The following is a 15,045-nucleotide window of genomic DNA, read 5'->3' on the forward strand; positions in this document are numbered from 1 at the left end:
CCTTGCGCCGTGCGTCCGGGGCCGGGCGCGCCCGGCGAGCACGGAGGGCGCCCCGCGGATCGCTCCACGGGGTGCCCTGCGGGGCCGTGCCGGTCAGTCCTCGTCGGCGAGGATCAGGTACAGCTTCTTGCGGGCCTCGCCGATGACGGTGAGCGCCTTCTCCCGCTGCTCCTTGCTGCCGGTCTTCCAGACCTGGCCGAAGGCCTCCATCAGCCCGAAGCCGGCCTGCCGGATGTCGTTCAGCGCTTCCCAGTCGACGCCTCGGGAGGCCTCCTCCCAGGGCGCCTCGGGGCCGTCCTCGGCCGCGGTGCGGCCCGCCTCCGTGAGCGCGAAGAGCTTCTTGCCGCCCTCGCTCTCGCTGGCGATCAGGCCCTCGTCCTCCAGCAGCTGGAGGGTGGGGTACACCGAACCGGGGCTGGGCTTCCACGCCCCGCCGCTGCGCTCGGCGATCTCCTGGATCATCTCGTAGCCGTGCATCGGGCGCTCCTTGAGCAGGGCGAGGATCGAGGCGCGCACGTCGCCGCGCCGCGCCCTCCCCCTGGGGCCGCCCCGCCCTCGGCCGCCCCACGGCCCGGGGCCGAAGCCCGGCCCGAAGGGGCCGCCGGGGCCGCCGGGACCACCGGGCCCGCCGGGTCCGAAGGGGCCGAACGCCGCGCGCCGGCCGTCGAAGCCGCCGCGGCCGAAGGGGCCGCCCTCGCCGCGCCCGTGTCCGTGCCCACCGTGTCCACGCTCGCATCCGTGGGTACGCATCGCCATCACCCCATTCAGTGGTCGATCTGTCGCGATGCTTCAACGATATATCGGTACGTGTCGGTGGGCAAGACCTTTGCGGCAGTCCGGGGTGTCCTGTCTCACTCAATGGAGTCGTTTTCTCAACGAACCGAGCCGTTCGGGCCTCTGTCTCAGCGAACCTAGTCGCGCGACGAGGGCGCTGGGGGTGCTGTATGGCTGCACCGGCTGGGTGGATCACGCGGGGCCGTACATCGAATTGTCGTACGTGGACGCGGTGCACGGGCGTCGTCGGCGTCCGCTGCGGGACTGTGTGACGGGCCGGTTCGAGGATGTCGATCCCGTGCGGACGTTTCGCTGGGCGCGCGGTGAGCGTCACTTCCCGGGCTGGTACTGGGCGGCGACGACCGGGCGGCACGTCGGCTTCGAGTCTTGGCTGGAGCGGGACCGGCTGCTGCTGATGGATTTCGATCCGAGCGTGGTGGGGATCGGCTCGCAGCCGTTCTGGCTGCACTGGCATGACGGCGAGCGGGAGCGTCGGCACGCCCCGGACTACTTCGTGCGGCGCGCGGACGGCTCGGCGATCGTCGTCGATGTTCGTGCGGACGATCGGATCGAGCCGAGGGACGCCGAGGCGTTAGAGGTGACGCGTCTGCTCTGCGCCCAGGCCGGGTGGAGGTTCGAGCCTGGGACCACGCTCGCGCCCAGGTCCGCGGCGGCACCGAGGAACAGATCGCCGATGCGGCCTCGGCCCTGCTGCGGCGGGCGGACGACGGTCCCGCTGCGGAACAGGACCGTCCGGCCAAGCGCTCGAAGCGCGACCGCCGCGTCGCCGCTCGCACAAGGGCCACCACGACCGACCGGCCGGTCCCCGACCCACCCGCCACCGAGCCCGAACACAACGACGAGCTCGCCGACGTCATCCCGCTGGGCCTGTTCGACCCGCTCGCCACCCCCTGGAGGCGCACGTGACCCGCTCCTGCCCAGCGGCCGGGCCCACGACAGTGCAGGAGACCGACGCCGAGGCGAACCGGCAGCTGACCACTCTGGCCGGGTGGCGGAAGTGGCGGAAGTTCATCGACGGCCGCCTCCGCCCCCGGCCCGGCCGTCCCCGGATGAACTGCGGCATCTGTCACCGACCGAGTGGGACCTTTACGACGAGGACCGCCTCGATCATCACGCCCGGATGCTCACGGTCTCCACGTCGTTCGTCGAAAAGAACCAGATCTGCGGCCGCCGCCTGGTCCTGTTGAACCGGCACGCGATCAGCGCCAGGCGCGGCTTGATGGTCTCGGGCCAACCGGGCACGGGCAAGACCAGCGCCCATCGCCCAGCTCGGCCGCGCCCACGAACTCCTCGACCGGGCCCGTCACCCGACGGTCGGCGACCGCATCCCGGTCCTCCACATCACCGTTCCGCCTGCTGCGACCGCCCGCATGGTCGCGGCGGAGTTCGCCCGGTTCCTGGGGCTTCCGGTCCGTCCCCGGTCGAACATGACCGACATCATCGAGGCCGTTGTCGGCGTACAGGCCAACGTACACAAGCGGGTACAGCCGAACGTGCACAGCGAAGTGCTTGCTCCGCCGGTGGCGGGGAGTCTTCATCGATGCGGTTGTGGCCGACGAGGAGGACATGCATCCCCCGCGCTGGGGAGACGGAGGTACAGGTCTCCTTCTGCGGTCGGCTCCGTGGCCCGTCCTCGGGGGCGACGCCTTGGGGCCGTCGCGCCGGAACGATAGGGCTCATGATGACTACGCAACTCGCCACGAGCCCTCCTCTCCCGCCCCGTTGGGCCGTTCATGCCGCCCACGCCGCCGCGTTGGTCACCCTGCCGTCCGGGGTCTGGCGCCTGCTCTTGGCGGCAGGTTTCACCGCCGGGTACACCGAGGCCGGGTACGAGGCGATGGGTTTCACCGGTTGGGGTGCGGTGTACGTGGTCGGGCTCACTGTGGGCGGAGAATTGCTCGCGCTGCTCACTCTCGGACTGGTCCGGCCATGGGGTGAGGTGTTGCCGCAGTGGGTCCCTCTCGTCGGCGGACGCCGGCCGAATCCGCGTGCGGTTACCGTGACGGCGAGTCTCGGCGCCGTGGCGCTGACTCTGATCCTCACCCAGTTCGCCTTCTGGTGGGCCTTTCCCCATCCGGACATGACCCCTCCAGGCAGCACAATCGCCGGGATCCTTTACCTGCCGCTGGTCGCCTGGGGGCCACTCCTTGCTGCCGTCGCCCTCAACCATCACCGGCGGCATCGTGCTGCAGGGCTCTGACCGGTTCGGGCATGCCCGTTCCGGCTTCGGCCCAAGGTCGCACGGCCCGCTGTGCACTTTCGCGTGTACGTGCTTCACCTGCACTCCGACAACCCTCAAGTCGTGACGCTCGCCGGACTTCTCGCCGGCCGGGAGTGGGAACGCCACGCTGTCGCCACCGGCCACGTCGCCCGGCTCGTCGAGCAGATCACCGTCCGCAACGTCCTTCTCGGCTACGTCCCCAAGGAGCGCACAGACCCTCTGATCCAGTGGGTTGAGCGGCATTTCTCCACCCACAAGTTCGTCGCCTTCCACCGAAGCCCGAGGATCTACGACGCGTTCTTCCCCCGCGAAACCATCCCGCCACCACACCAGCCCGATGAAACCGAGGCCGAAACACGATGGAGCCCGTTCCACCCCTACTACCGCTTCTGAGCCTGAGAACAGCCTGCTCACAACTGAAGCAACGGGGCACTGCGTTCACCCCGGCGGTCCTGCCAGAGCCTTGATGGCCGGGCGGAGCAACGCGGCGATGCGATCCGCAGGAACCTCACGAAGCGCGGCCAGGCCGAGGAGCTGGTGGCCGATGGTCACGCCCAGCAACGCGGTGACAACCAGTGCGGCGCGCAGTTCGGGATCCTCGGCAGCAGGCAGGGCGGCACCGACACTGTCGATCTGCCGGCCGAGAGAGACACGGACGTGATCAGCTGCAGCCTGGTCGGTGAGCATGGACCGCATCATCGCCAACGTGCCCTCAGGAAGACCACCGAGCTTGAGGCCGAGCGAGGCCAGCAACTGATCGACGAGCTCGTCGGTATCAGTGGCCGTCAGCGGGGCGGGGACCACCTTCACGGCTTGGCTGGAGGAGGTCAGGAGGGTCGCGGCCTACGAGACCGCCGATCCCGAAGTGATCGTCGCCGAGCATGTCGTGGTGGGAACGCTGCCGACCAAGGCCACCACGTTCACCGTCCCCGGCCTCCTGATACTCCACGTCCGCAACGGACTGCTCACGCGAGTCCGCGACTACATGGACGGCTTAGGGGTCGCCGGCGCCAGGGCCTGACGGCCCGACCAGTACAGCGACAGCCCGACCTGAGACCGGACAGCGCTCAGCCTGTTCGGTCCTGGCCTCCGGGATTTGTCTCAACGAACCAAGTCCTCGCGTCTCACCCAATCCAGTCCACGCAGGTCAGTGCAGGGGTGGACGACTAACTTCGTTGAGACAGGACACCGGGGCACCGGAAACCGGGCCAGTACTCGCGCATTGGCCTTGGCCCGCGGCCCGGCGGAGCACCTAGCGTCCTGGGTATGCGCATCCGAATCGTCGACGCCTTCACCGACCGGCCCTTCGCCGGCAACCCCGCCGGGGTCCTGCTCCTCGACGCCTTCCCTGAGGACGAACGGCTTCAGAAGGTCGCCCTGGAGGTCAACCACGCCGAGACCGCGTTCGCCCACCCGCTGCCAGCGGGCGGCACGGCCGACTGGGCGCTCCGCTGGTTCACGCCCGCCACCGAGGTCGCGATGTGCGGGCACGCGACGCTCGCCACGGCCCACGTCCTGCACTCCACGGGGGCCCACGAGGGGCCGGTGCGGTTCGCCACCCGCAGCGGCGTCCTGATCGCCACGCCCCGCGAGGACGGGTCGATCACCCTCGACTTCCCGACCGCTCCGCTGACGCCGGTCGAGGTCCCCGCGGGAGTCGCCGGAGCGCTGGGCGCGCAGCCGCGCACGGCCCTCGACACCGGGCCGGACGTCGGCGACCTGCTGGTCGAGCTCGACGACGAGAAGACCGTCCGCGGCCTGGCTCCGGACCACAAGGCGCTGGCCGCGTACTCGCGGCGCGGCATCATCGCCACGGCCCGCGCGGAGGACCCCGCCCGCGGCTACGACTACGTCTCCCGCTGTTTCTTCCCGAACGTCGGCATCGACGAGGACCCGGTCACCGGCAGCGCCCACACGGCTCTCGCGCCCTACTGGGCCGAGCGCCTGGGCCGCCCCGTCCTCACCGGACTCCAGGCGTCACCCCGCTCCGGCCGCGTCCGCACGGAACTGCGCGGCGACCGCACCCTGCTGAGCGGACGCGCGGTGACGGTGATCGAGGGCGAGCTGCTGGCCTAGGTGTACTGCCCAGCCAGGTTGGTCGAGTTTGTGTGATGACACGGTCTGAACCTGTAGGACGACGGGGGCCGCGGAAGGCGACCGGGCTGCCGTCAGGCCGTCGGCAGCCAGTCGACCTTCCCGGCCAGCAGCGCGTAGCCGACGAAGGCCCCGATGTCGAGCAGCGAGTGCGCCACCACCAGCGGGCCCACCCGGCCCCAGCGGCGGTACAGGTACACGAACACCACGCCCATCACCATGTTGCCGACGAAGCCGCCGATGCCCTGGTAGAGGTGGTACGACCCGCGCAGCACCGCACTCCCGGCCATCGAGGCGCCCCGGCTCCAGCCCAGCTGGTCGAGCCGGCGCAGCAGGTAGCCGACGACGACGACCTCCTCCAGGACGGAGTTCTGCACCGCCGAGAGGATGAGCACGGGGTACTTCCACCACACCTCGGGGAGCGCCTCGGGCACCACGGTCAGGTTGAAGCCGAGGCCCCGGGCGGCCAGGTAGAAGGCGATACCGGTACTGCCGATGACGGCGGCGACGGCGGCCCCGCGCCCGAGGTCCGGCCACGGGCGGGTGCGGTCGAAGCCGAGGGTGCGCAGACTGCGGCCCTCACGCAGCAGGAAGTGCGCTACGAGGGCGACCGGGACCAGGGCGGTGGCGATCCCGAACAGCTGCCAGGCCAGGTCCAGCCAGGGGCGGCCGGGCGCGGCCGAGGCGTTGAGGGTGGCCGCCTGGTCCTTGAGGCCGCCGGGCCGGGTGAGCGAGCCGACGAAGCTGATGAGGGCGGACACTCCGCTCGCGCCGAGCGAGAGCGCCAGGACGAGCAGCGTCTCGTCACGCAGGATCCGCCGCGAGAGCCGCCCCCCGCGAGGGGACTCCTCGCCGAGCGGCGCTTGAGGGAACGCATCGTCCACCGGGCCCGCCTCCGCCATGCACACCTGCCTCCAGCTGGGACGTCACAGCTTGCCCGATCAGTATGAGGCGGCGCGCGGCGGGGGGCGGGCCCGGCGGCGGTCAGCCCAGCGGCGCCGGCTCCGGCAGGCCCACCGGCCACAGGTGCACGGGGTCGCCCTGGTGCATCAGCTCGACGTAGCGCCTGGTCGTGGCCGCCAGTGCCGCCTCGCGGGACAGTCCCGCCTCCAGCGCCCGGTGGAACGTGGCCGCCTGCCAGGACGCGCCGTTGACCCGGCGCCGGCACCGCTCCTCGATCACGCCGAGGTACAGGTCCCGGTCGGCGGGCTCCACACCCCAGGCGTCCAGCCCGGCCTCGGCGAGCGGCAGCAGCTCGTCCCGCACGAGGACGGCGGCGTCGACCTCCGTGGTGCCGCCGAGCCGGCCGCGCCGGGGCCACTCGAAGCGGGCGTCGATGCCGTGGCGGCACGCCGCGTCGAAGTTGGCGGCGGCGGCCTCGAACGGCAGCCGCGTCCACACCGGCCGGGGCTCGTCGGCGAGGGCGCGGACGACGCCGTAGTAGAAGGCCGCGTTGGCGATGACGTCGGTGACGGTGGGGCCGGCGGGCAGGACGCGGTTCTCCACCCGCAGGTGCGGGACGCCGTCGGCGATGTCGTAGACGGGGCGGTTCCAGCGGTAGACCGTGCCGTTGTGCAGGACGAGCTCCGAGAGCTTCGGCACGCCGCCCGCGTCCAGGACCTCGAGCGGGTCCTCGTCGTCGCAGATCGGCAGCAGCGCCGGGTAGTAGCGCCGGTTCTCCTCGAACAGGTCGTAGGCCGAGGTCACCCACCGCTCGCCGAACCAGGTGCGCGGACGCACTCCCTGGGCCTGGAGCTCGGGCGGGCGGGTGTCGGTGGACTGCTGGAACAGCGGGGGCCGGGACTCGCGCCACAGCTCCCGGCCGAACAGGAAGGGCGCGTTGGCCCCCACCGCGATCTGCGCGGCGGTGACGGCCTGGGCGGCGTTCCACACGTCGGCGAAGCGGTCCGGGGTGACCTGGAGGTGCAGCTGCACCGAGGTGCAGGCGGCCTCCGGGGCGATGGACTTGGACGTGCAGGTGAGGCGTTCGACGCCCTCGATGTCGAGCGTGAAGTCCTCGCCGCGGGCGGCCACGATCTGTTCGTTGAGCAGCGCGTAGCGGTCGACGGCCGAGAGGTTGGAGGAGACCAGGTCGTCCCGGTCGAGGGTCGGCAGAATCCCGATCATCGCGATTCCCGAGTCGACCTCGCCGGCCTTCCTGTCGGCGTACGCCAGGGACGTGCGGATCTCCTCCGCGAGCCGGTCGAATACCCGGCCGCCCAATCGGTGCGGGGCGATGTTGACTTCCAGGTTGAACATCGCGAGTTCGGTCTGGAAGTCGCGGCTCGCGATGCGCTCGAGGACTTGCGCATTCAACATTTTCGGCATCCCGTCGGCACCGACGAGATTCAATTCGATCTCCAGCCCCATCAGGTTCTTCGGGCGGTCGAACCTCTTCTCCGCCAGCAGTCGCTCCAGACCCGTCAGGCACCGCTGGAGCTTGTCGCGGTAGCGCTGGCGATCGGACAGGTCGAACTGACCTGCCACGACCTTCTCCCCCATGGAAGAGTCCCTTCTCGGAGCGGTGGGTTGAAGATCCGGCGTCGGTGCGCCGGTCAGGTGGGATGATGCCCAGCCGAAGCGATCGATAACGTCCTCGCGCGGCCCCGCCACCCGCTACGCTGAACCGATGTGACCGGTGGCACATTCACCGGGCATGGCGCAGCCCGCAGTTTCGGGGCCCGGCATCTGGTGAAAAACGCCGACGACAATTGGCCGACCGCTCGGTGAGCATTCTCCGAGGTCATCGCCCTCCTCCCGGTACGATATGCGGAGGTCTCCCGCATATCGGCGACCGAATGTGCCCTTGTTCTGCTTGCCGCGGACGGCTAGCTGAAACACAGTCTGAACACATGTCGTATAAACTCCGCGGACAAGGCAGAAGACCGGCGTCCACGGTCGAAGGATCCTGCCGCCGGGCTGACGCGCGGCAGGCCTCACCCCACTTCTCGGTTCTCGGATCCCGGCCCCTGCCTCTCCACCCCGTGAGCTGACAGCGTCGTCCGCCCCGCACGCTCCGCCCCGCCCTGTCACGCAACGCCCTCGCGCCACCGTGCCTTCGAATGAGAGGCGACCCACCATGCCGCTGCATGTCCCCCCGGCTCCCGCGCCCGCCCTGCGCTCCGTCCTGACCGCCCTCTCGTCCCCCACCGCGGTCCGCGAGGCCCGGACCCCGTCCCTGCTCGGCACCCAGGGGCCCACCACCCCCGACCTCCCCCTGCCCGTGCACGTCCTGGACGGGGTCTCCGCCGAGGGTGTGACGGCCACCCGGCTGACCGGCTGGCGGTTCCTGATCCGCTCCGGCGACCGGGCGGTGGCGGCGGCCGAGACCATGCCGACCCCGGACGGGTGGGCCTTCTCCCGCTTCTTCGAGGGCCCTTACATCGCCTCGACCGAACGGGCACTGCGCCAGGCGGAGACGCTGCCCCAGCCGTACCAGCCGCGTCTCCTGTCGGTACCCCGCCTCTACATGCTCACGCTGTGGCTGCACGGCGACTGCGCCGCGGACCCCGCCGAGGGGCACCCCGCGGGCACCGACCTGCTGGTGCCGCTCGCGCCGGCGCCGCCCGGCATCGCGGCCCACCGACCGCACCGGGTGGCCGAGTTGCTCCCGCTCCTGACCCACCGGGTGACGCCGACGCAACTGCTCCGCTCCCCCGCCTGACCAGTCCTCCGCCCGGACGCCGGCCCGGGCGGACTAGTCTCATCCGGCCACCGTGAACCACCCGAAGTGACAGTGCAGTTGCGGTGAACCGTCCGCGCGGGTGACGCGTCTCCAACCCATGAGAAGCGGTGCTGCGAAATCCCTGCGGATCGACGCCCGTGGGGCAACACTGGGTTCGGACCGACTTATCACAACGGGGGGCGGCCATGGACGACGTTTCACGCCGCGGAACAGACAAGACAGCGCACTCACCCATCACGACAGACCGAGAGACCCCACTCATGTGTCAGCACCAGCCACCGTGTCCTCCGGCCGACTCCGCCGACCGGGAATCCGCCCGTCTCGTGGCGCACCACCCGGAGCAGGGGTGGAGCCTGCTGTGCAACGGCGTCGTCCTCTTCGAGGACACCGGTGAGCTCCTGCCGGACGGCCGGATCATCGCTCCGCACCGTCCGCTGGACACCGGGCTGATCACCGCCGCCTGAGCATCCCGCCGGGCGGCACGGCACCGCTCCGCCCGGCACGCAGGGGCCGGCGCGCGGGAGCACCCGCGCGCCGGCCCCTGTGTCATCCCTTCGTGGCGCCCGCGGTCAGACCGCCCACGAGCTGGCGTTCGGCGACGGAGTAGAAGGCCAGGGCCGGCACCATCGCCAGGACCAGGTAGGCGAACACGCGGGCCGTGTCGGCCGAGTACTGCCCCTGGAACTGCTGGACGCCGATCGGGATCGTCCACCACGTGGAGTCGGTGAACACCAGCAACGGCAGGAAGAAGTTGTTCCAGCTGGTGACCACCGCGAGGACCGAGACGGTGCCGAGCGCGGGCCGGGCCATGGGCAGCAGCACCCGCCAGAAGAAACCGAACGGACCGCAGCCGTCGAGCGTGGCCGCCTCCTCCAGCTCCCCGGGGATCTCCCGGAAGAAGCCGCGCAGGATGATGATCGTCATCGGCAGCCCGAAGGCCGCCTGCGGCAGGATGACGCCCAGCGGGTTGTCCAGCAGGCCCAGGGAGCGCAGCAGCAGGAACAACGGCAGGGCGGCGACCGCGAAGGGGAACATCAGCCCCATGGTGAACAGGGTGAACAGCAACTCCCGCCCGCGGAAGGCGAACCGCGCGAAGGAGAACGCGGCCAGCGCGGACACCACGACCACGAGCACGGTGGTCGCCACCGCGATCAGCGTGCTGCTGCCGACCAGCCGCCAGAAGGAGCCCGACGCCAGGATGTCGGTGTAGTTGGAGGTCACCCACGGGTCGGGCAGGCCGATGGGGTTGCCGGAGAGCTGGTCGGTGGACTTGAACCCGGACAGCACCGCGTACAGCAGTGGCACGGCCATCACGGCGCCGACGACGATCAGGACGGCGTGCACCGGAAGGGCCCGTCGGGCACGGGACTTGGGACGGACGGTCACTTCCCGCCTCCTCGCATGGTCGTGGTGGCCCCCTCCAGGTCGCGCCGGAGCACGAACCGCTGGTAGGCGAGGGCGAAGACGAGGCTGATGCCGAACATGACCACGCTGATCGCGCTGGCGTAGCCGACCTGGTAGCGCTTGAAGCCGAACTGGAACATGGTCACGGCCATGGTCTCGGAATGGTGGTCGGGCCCGCCCTGGGTGATCACCCAGACCAGGTCGAACAGCTGGATCGCGCCGATGACCGACAGGAACACGCTGATGCGCAGGGTGGGTGCGAGCAGCGGCAGGGTGACGCCCCGGAAGCGCTGCCAGGCGTTCGCGCCGTCGATGAGCGCGGCCTCGTTCAGCTCCTTGGGGATCGACTGGAGCCCGGCCAGGTACAGCATCATGTGGAAGCCGAAGTACTTCCAGGTCATCGCCAGGAAGAGGGTCGCCATGACCATCGACGGGTCGGCGAACCACTCCCCGCCGAGCCCGTCCAGGCCGATGCCGCCCAGGACGTGGTCGGCGAGGCCGTCCCCCGGAGCGAAGATCATGGCGAACAGCACGCCGGTGATGGCCTCGGAGAGCACGTACGGGGCGAAGAAGAGCATCCGGTACACCGCCCGGCCGCGCATCCGCTGGTTCAGCAGCACCGCCATGGCGAGCGCGAACGGCAGTTGCAGCACGAGGGAGAGCACGACCAGGAGCAGACAGCGCCACAGGTCGCCGAGGAAGACCGGGTCGTCGAACGCGCGGGTGAAGTTCTCGGTGCCGATGTACTCCGAGGGCATCCCGAAGCCGCCCCAGCGGAAGAACGCGGCGTACAGCGCGAACAGGATGGGCAGCAGCACCAGGACGATGAACAGCACCAGCGCCGGCACCTGGAAGCCGACCGCGGTGAGCCAGTGGTGCGTACGGCGCCGGCGCCCGCCCCCGGCCGCTTCGGCGGGCGGGGGCGGGCGGTCGGCGTCGGGGCCGGTCCTCTTGTCCGGCAGGAACGTGGAGGTCATCGGGGGCTACTGCTCTTCCTTCGCGGTCTTCGTGATCGACTCCGCGACCTGTTGCGGCGACTTGGAGCCGGCGACGAGCGCGGCGACGCTGTCGTTGATCTCCTGGCCGAGGGCGGGCGCGTAGGCCTGGTCGAGGTAGAGCTGGAAGCCGGTGGACCCCTTGAGCTGCTTCTGCACGGCCTGGAGGTTGGGGTCGCCCAGGGCGTCCTCGGCGGCCGGGACCACCGGGAGGACGCCGGTCTTCTCGACCAGTTCGCGGTCGGTGGTGGCCGAGGCGAAGAACTTCAGGAAGTCGACGGCGGCCTGCGGGGCGCCCCGGCGCAGCGCGTGTCCGCCGCCGCCGCCGAACACCTCGGTGATGGTGCCCTTGCCGCCCTCCACCGCAGGGAACGGGAAGAAGCCGAGGTCGTTCCCCAGGCCCTTGCCCGCGTCCGCCTCCACCACCGGGGCCCACTGGCCCATCAGTTCCATCGCGGCCCTGCCGTTGCCGACGGCCGCGGCCTGACCGCTGGGGGTGGAGTAGGCGGCACCGAGGTAGCCCTTCTGGAACGGCTGGAGGTCCGCCAGCTCCTGCAGGTGCTGCCCGGCCTGGACGAACTCGTCCCCGGTGAAGTCCTTGTCCTCGTTGGCCTTCTCCAGGGCGCCGGCTCCGGCGGTGCGCATCGCCAGGTAGGCCCAGTAGTACATCCCGGGCCACTTCTCCTTGCCGGCCAGGGCGATGGGGGTGATCTTCGCGGCCTTCAGCGCGCGCACGGCGTCGAGGAAGCCGCTCCAGGTGGCCGGCGGCGCGGCGATGCCGGCCTTCCGGAAGTGCGCCTTGTTGTACCAGAAGCCGACCATGCCGATGTCGAACGGAATTCCGTACGCCTTGTCGTCGACGAGGTACGGCTCCTTGGCGACCGGCAGCAGGCCGTCGGCCCACTCCTTCGTCCGGTCCGTGAGGTCCTCGACGAGGCCGGCGTCGACCTGCTGCCTGAGGACACCTCCGCCCCAGGTGTGGAAGATGTCGGGCAGCTTCCCGGAGGCGGTGAGGGCCGTCATCTTGGACTTGTAGGCGTCGTTCTCCAGCTGGACGATCTTCACCTTCACCTTGGGGTTCTGCGCCTCGAACCGCTTCGCGAGCGCCGCCCAGACGTCCTTCGTCGGCTGGGTGGTGGAGATGTTCCACCACTCGATCGTGGTCGTGCCCGACGAACCTCCGTCGGAGTCGCCGCCACAGCCGCTCAGTGCCGTCATCCCCAGACCGGCCGCGGCGGAGGCCGCCATGAAACCGCGGCGGGACAGAGCCGGGTCGCCCATCTTGCGCTCCTCGAGTCGTTCCGAAAGTTTCGGAGAGATTTCAGAAAGCTGCGTTGTTGCCGCACCCTAGAGACAGCCCGTAAACGGTGGCAAGCCCTTGTACGGAAGAATCTGCGGTCAGCCCTGTTCGGGGAGTACGCCCGATCGTCAGAAGCAGGTGAGAGAGCCGAAACATTCGGCCAATGTCGCGAACGTTCGCGACGTCCTGTCACGGCCACCGGGGCAAGCCTGGGCGGCCCCTGCGCGCACCGGTCCGCCGCCGCCACCTATCGTGACCGGCATGCAGTCCTACACGATCGGCCAGGCGGCGCGGCTGCTCGGCGTCAGCCCCGACACCGCCCGCCGCTGGGCCGACGCGGGCCGGATCACCACCCATCGCGACGAGGGCGGGCGCCGGCTCGTCGACGGGCGGGACCTGGCCGCGTTCTCGGTCGACCTGGCCCGGTCGGGCGGCACCGACGACGAGACCCCGCACACCTCGGTCCGCAACGCCTTCCCCGGGATCGTGACCGCGATCAAGCTCGGCGACGTCGCGGCCCAGGTCGAGATCCAGGCCGGCCCGCACCGGCTCGTGTCCCTGCTGACCCGCGAGGCGGTCGAGGAGCTCGGCCTGGAGGTCGGGATGGAGGCCACCGCCCGCGTGAAGTCGACGAATGTCCATGTCGACAGGACGTAACCCGTTCCGGAGCCCGCCCCGGCCCCGAGCCCCGTACGAACGCACATGCAAGCCTTTCGATCAACTGGCCTTGCTCATGCGATGAGACAGCAGACTTATCCCTCGCAGATGCGGAAGTATGATCGGCGCATCGGGAGGCCGACGTGCGCCCGGCCGCCGGGCCCGCCGCGCTCCCCACCCGTGACAGAGGGAGAGGCCCGTGATGACCCGTTCCGCGCGCAGGACCCGCATCCGCCGGAGCTTGCCGGTGACCGGCGCGGGACTCGCCGCACTGCTGGTCCTGAGCGCCTGCTCTTCGTCCTCCGACCCGGACTCCGGCTCCGCCACCGCGGGTTCCTCGTCCTCCGCCGAGATCTCCGGCCAGGTCACCGTCTTCGCCGCCGCCTCGCTGAAGGAGAGCTTCACCGCGCTCGGCGAGATGTTCGAGAAGGAGCACCCGGGCAGCGAGGTCACCTTCAGCTTCGGCGGCAGCGACACCCTGGCCGCCGGCATCACCAGCGGCGCGCCCGCGGACGTGTTCGCCTCCGCCAGCCCCAGGACGATGGCCACGGTGACCGACGCCGGGGACGCGGCCGGTGCCCCGTCGACCTTCGTCCGCAACCAGCTCGAGATCGCCACCCTGCCCGGCAACCCCGACAGGATCTCCTCCCTCGAGGACCTCACCCGGTCCGGCCTGAAGGTCGTGCTGTGCGACAGGACCGTGCCGTGCGGCGCCGCCGCGCGGAAGGCCCTGGCGGCGAGCGGCCTGAAGCTCACCCCCGCCTCCTACGAGCAGGACGTCAAGAGCGCGCTGACCAAGGTCGAGCTGAAGGAGGCCGACGCCGCCGTCGTCTACAGGACCGACGTGAGGGCGGCCGGTGACAAGGTGGAGGGCGTGGACTTCCCCGAGTCGGCCGAGGCCGTCAACGACTACCCGATCGCCCTGCTCGACCAGGCCCGCAACGCGGAGGCCGGCAAGGCGTTCATCGAGCTGGTGAAGTCCGCCGAGGGCCGGAAGGTCCTCACCGAGGCCGGGTTCCGCACACCGTGACGGCACCGGCGCCGACCGGGTCCGCGAGCCCGGGGACGGACACGACGGAGGGTGGGGCGCGCCGCGACCGCCGGCGCCGGGGCGCCCGGACCGTGCCGCTGCCCCTGCTGGTGCCCGCCCTGGCCGGCCTGGCGTTCCTGCTGCTCCCGCTGATCGCCCTGCTCGTGCGGGCCCCCTGGCGCAGCCTGCCCGATCAGCTGACCAGCGCCGAGGTGTGGCAGGCCCTGCGGCTGTCGCTGGTGTGCGCCACCTCGGCGACCGCGCTGAGCCTGCTGATCGGCGTGCCGCTGGCCTGGCTGCTGGCCCGCACGGACTTCCCCGGCCGCGGCCTCGTACGCGCACTGGTGACACTGCCGCTGGTACTGCCCCCGGTGGTGGGCGGCGTGGCACTGCTGCTGGCGTTCGGCCGCAACGGCGTGATCGGGCAGTGGCTCGACGCGTGGTTCGGCATCACCCTGCCGTTCACCACGACGGGCGTCGTCCTCGCGGAGACGTTCGTGGCCATGCCCTTCCTGGTCATCAGCGTGGAGGGCACCCTGCGGGCCGCCGACCCGCGGTACGAGGAGGCCGCCGCGACGCTGGGCGCCTCCCGCTTCACCGCGTTCCGCCGGGTCACGCTGCCGCTGATCGCGCCGGGCATCGCGGCGGGCTCCGTGCTGGCGTGGGCGCGGGCGCTGGGCGAGTTCGGGGCGACGATCACGTTCGCGGGCAACTTCCCCGGGCGAACCCAGACCACGCCGCTCGCGGTCTACCTCGCGCTGCAGAACGACCCGGCGGCGGCGATCGCCCTCAGCCTGGTGCTGCTGGCCGTCTCCATCGCCGTACTGGCCGGGCTGCGGGACCGATGGATGAGGACGGTGTGAC

The 15,045-nt window shown here is 70.9% G+C and carries 17 protein-coding genes and 2 pseudogenes; 12 read left to right on the forward strand and 7 right to left on the reverse strand.

Annotated features, from left to right (window positions below; translation table 11 throughout):
- Positions 1-93: 93 nt before the first annotated feature.
- On the reverse strand, positions 94-750 hold the full coding sequence (locus AC0VYN_RS23450; RefSeq protein ID WP_475532578.1) for a PadR family transcriptional regulator: 657 nt from the start codon (positions 748-750) through the stop codon (positions 94-96).
- Positions 751-784: 34 nt separating this feature from the next.
- Between AC0VYN_RS23450 and AC0VYN_RS23455 the strand changes: the two are divergent.
- The 5 genes and pseudogenes from AC0VYN_RS23455 to AC0VYN_RS23475 form a co-directional block, all read left to right on the forward strand.
- A pseudogene (locus AC0VYN_RS23455) lies at positions 785-1,396 on the forward strand (TnsA-like heteromeric transposase endonuclease subunit); the annotation flags it as partial.
- Positions 1,397-1,401: 5 nt separating this feature from the next.
- Positions 1,402-1,701, forward strand: coding sequence for a hypothetical protein (locus AC0VYN_RS23460; RefSeq protein WP_475537064.1), 300 nt, complete (start codon positions 1,402-1,404; stop codon positions 1,699-1,701).
- Positions 1,698-2,255 (forward strand): annotated as a pseudogene (locus AC0VYN_RS23465) (AAA family ATPase); the annotation flags it as partial. The gene AC0VYN_RS23460 and the pseudogene AC0VYN_RS23465, both read left to right, overlap by 4 nt.
- Positions 2,256-2,548: 293 nt before the next feature.
- Positions 2,549-2,995, forward strand: coding sequence for a hypothetical protein (locus AC0VYN_RS23470; protein WP_475532579.1), 447 nt, complete (start codon positions 2,549-2,551; stop codon positions 2,993-2,995).
- A gap of 102 nt (positions 2,996-3,097) precedes the next feature.
- A complete protein-coding gene (locus AC0VYN_RS23475; protein WP_475532580.1) occupies positions 3,098-3,409 on the forward strand; it encodes a hypothetical protein in 312 nt (103 codons plus the stop codon).
- Between the two features lie 45 nt (positions 3,410-3,454).
- On the opposite strand, the gene AC0VYN_RS23480 is transcribed toward AC0VYN_RS23475, so the two are convergent.
- Positions 3,455-3,826: a TetR/AcrR family transcriptional regulator gene (locus tag AC0VYN_RS23480; protein WP_475532581.1), complete on the reverse strand. Its 372-nt coding sequence runs from the start codon at positions 3,824-3,826 to the stop codon at positions 3,455-3,457.
- Between the two features lie 55 nt (positions 3,827-3,881).
- On the opposite strand from AC0VYN_RS23480, the gene AC0VYN_RS23485 reads away from it, so the two are divergent.
- Both AC0VYN_RS23485 and AC0VYN_RS23490 read left to right on the forward strand, forming a co-directional pair.
- Positions 3,882-4,037, forward strand: a complete 156-nt coding sequence (locus AC0VYN_RS23485) for a nuclear transport factor 2-like protein (protein WP_475532582.1) — start codon at positions 3,882-3,884, stop codon at positions 4,035-4,037.
- A gap of 245 nt (positions 4,038-4,282) precedes the next feature.
- Positions 4,283-5,092: a PhzF family phenazine biosynthesis protein gene (locus tag AC0VYN_RS23490; RefSeq protein WP_475532583.1), complete on the forward strand. Its 810-nt coding sequence runs from the start codon at positions 4,283-4,285 to the stop codon at positions 5,090-5,092.
- A gap of 92 nt (positions 5,093-5,184) precedes the next feature.
- On the opposite strand, the gene AC0VYN_RS23495 is transcribed toward AC0VYN_RS23490, so the two are convergent.
- Both AC0VYN_RS23495 and AC0VYN_RS23500 read right to left on the reverse strand, forming a co-directional pair.
- Positions 5,185-6,012, reverse strand: a complete 828-nt coding sequence (locus tag AC0VYN_RS23495; RefSeq protein WP_475532584.1) for a CPBP family intramembrane glutamic endopeptidase — start codon at positions 6,010-6,012, stop codon at positions 5,185-5,187.
- Positions 6,013-6,094: 82 nt separating this feature from the next.
- Positions 6,095-7,612 carry a glutamate-cysteine ligase family protein gene (locus tag AC0VYN_RS23500; protein ID WP_385472657.1) on the reverse strand — a complete coding sequence of 506 codons (1,518 nt, stop codon included), beginning with the start codon at positions 7,610-7,612 and terminating at the stop codon, positions 6,095-6,097.
- 577 nt (positions 7,613-8,189) lie between these two features.
- Here AC0VYN_RS23500 and AC0VYN_RS23505 point away from each other — a divergent pair.
- Both AC0VYN_RS23505 and AC0VYN_RS23510 read left to right on the forward strand, forming a co-directional pair.
- Positions 8,190-8,774 (forward strand): hypothetical protein, encoded by a 585-nt coding sequence (locus tag AC0VYN_RS23505; protein ID WP_475532585.1) that lies wholly within the window; start codon positions 8,190-8,192, stop codon positions 8,772-8,774.
- Between the two features lie 281 nt (positions 8,775-9,055).
- Positions 9,056-9,259: a DUF5999 family protein gene (locus AC0VYN_RS23510; protein WP_385472663.1), complete on the forward strand. Its 204-nt coding sequence runs from the start codon at positions 9,056-9,058 to the stop codon at positions 9,257-9,259.
- Positions 9,260-9,341: 82 nt separating this feature from the next.
- Here AC0VYN_RS23510 and AC0VYN_RS23515 read toward each other — a convergent pair whose 3' ends face one another.
- From AC0VYN_RS23515 to AC0VYN_RS23525, 3 genes are read right to left on the reverse strand one after another with little or no spacing between them, the layout of a single operon-like run.
- Complete coding sequence (locus AC0VYN_RS23515; protein ID WP_386927181.1) at positions 9,342-10,181, reverse strand: carbohydrate ABC transporter permease; 840 nt, start codon at positions 10,179-10,181, stop codon at positions 9,342-9,344.
- Positions 10,178-11,176, reverse strand: a complete 999-nt coding sequence (locus AC0VYN_RS23520) for a carbohydrate ABC transporter permease (RefSeq protein WP_385472059.1) — start codon at positions 11,174-11,176, stop codon at positions 10,178-10,180. The genes AC0VYN_RS23515 and AC0VYN_RS23520 overlap by 4 nt, the downstream gene beginning before the upstream one ends.
- Positions 11,177-11,182: 6 nt before the next feature.
- Positions 11,183-12,475, reverse strand: coding sequence for an extracellular solute-binding protein (locus AC0VYN_RS23525; protein WP_475532586.1), 1,293 nt, complete (start codon positions 12,473-12,475; stop codon positions 11,183-11,185).
- A gap of 280 nt (positions 12,476-12,755) precedes the next feature.
- On the opposite strand from AC0VYN_RS23525, the gene AC0VYN_RS23530 reads away from it, so the two are divergent.
- The 3 genes from AC0VYN_RS23530 to AC0VYN_RS23540 all read left to right on the forward strand — a co-directional run bounded on the left by AC0VYN_RS23530 (position 12,756) and on the right by AC0VYN_RS23540 (position 15,044).
- Positions 12,756-13,151, forward strand: coding sequence for a TOBE domain-containing protein (locus AC0VYN_RS23530; protein ID WP_385472053.1), 396 nt, complete (start codon positions 12,756-12,758; stop codon positions 13,149-13,151).
- A 202-nt stretch (positions 13,152-13,353) separates the two neighbouring features.
- Positions 13,354-14,181: a molybdate ABC transporter substrate-binding protein gene (gene modA, locus AC0VYN_RS23535; RefSeq protein ID WP_475532587.1), complete on the forward strand. Its 828-nt coding sequence runs from the start codon at positions 13,354-13,356 to the stop codon at positions 14,179-14,181.
- Positions 14,178-15,044 (forward strand): ABC transporter permease, encoded by an 867-nt coding sequence (locus AC0VYN_RS23540; RefSeq protein WP_475532588.1) that lies wholly within the window; start codon positions 14,178-14,180, stop codon positions 15,042-15,044. The genes modA and AC0VYN_RS23540 overlap by 4 nt, the downstream gene beginning before the upstream one ends.
- The last annotated feature ends 1 nt before the right edge of the window (position 15,045 follow it).

It is taken from the genome of Streptomyces sp. 63XJN7_1_ISO-PGPR-S23-121, assembly GCF_056173025.1.

Bases quoted from the DNA above. Each gene is read 5' to 3' on its own strand.
- AC0VYN_RS23500 (WP_385472657.1), bottom strand. From the start codon at position 7,612: ATGGGGGAGAAGGTCGTGGCAGGTCAGTTCGACCTGTCCGATCGCCAG.
- AC0VYN_RS23525 (WP_475532586.1), bottom strand. From the start codon at position 12,475: ATGGGCGACCCGGCTCTGTCCCGCCGCGGTTTCATGGCGGCCTCCGCC.
- AC0VYN_RS23490 (WP_475532583.1), top strand. From the start codon at position 4,283: ATGCGCATCCGAATCGTCGACGCCTTCACCGACCGGCCCTTCGCCGGC.
- AC0VYN_RS23510 (WP_385472663.1), top strand. From the start codon at position 9,056: ATGTGTCAGCACCAGCCACCGTGTCCTCCGGCCGACTCCGCCGACCGG.
- AC0VYN_RS23450 (WP_475532578.1), bottom strand. From the start codon at position 750: ATGCGTACCCACGGATGCGAGCGTGGACACGGTGGGCACGGACACGGG.
- modA (WP_475532587.1), top strand. From the start codon at position 13,354: ATGACCCGTTCCGCGCGCAGGACCCGCATCCGCCGGAGCTTGCCGGTG.
- AC0VYN_RS23505 (WP_475532585.1), top strand. From the start codon at position 8,190: ATGCCGCTGCATGTCCCCCCGGCTCCCGCGCCCGCCCTGCGCTCCGTC.
- AC0VYN_RS23530 (WP_385472053.1), top strand. From the start codon at position 12,756: ATGCAGTCCTACACGATCGGCCAGGCGGCGCGGCTGCTCGGCGTCAGC.
- AC0VYN_RS23520 (WP_385472059.1), bottom strand. From the start codon at position 11,176: ATGACCTCCACGTTCCTGCCGGACAAGAGGACCGGCCCCGACGCCGAC.
- AC0VYN_RS23495 (WP_475532584.1), bottom strand. From the start codon at position 6,012: ATGGCGGAGGCGGGCCCGGTGGACGATGCGTTCCCTCAAGCGCCGCTC.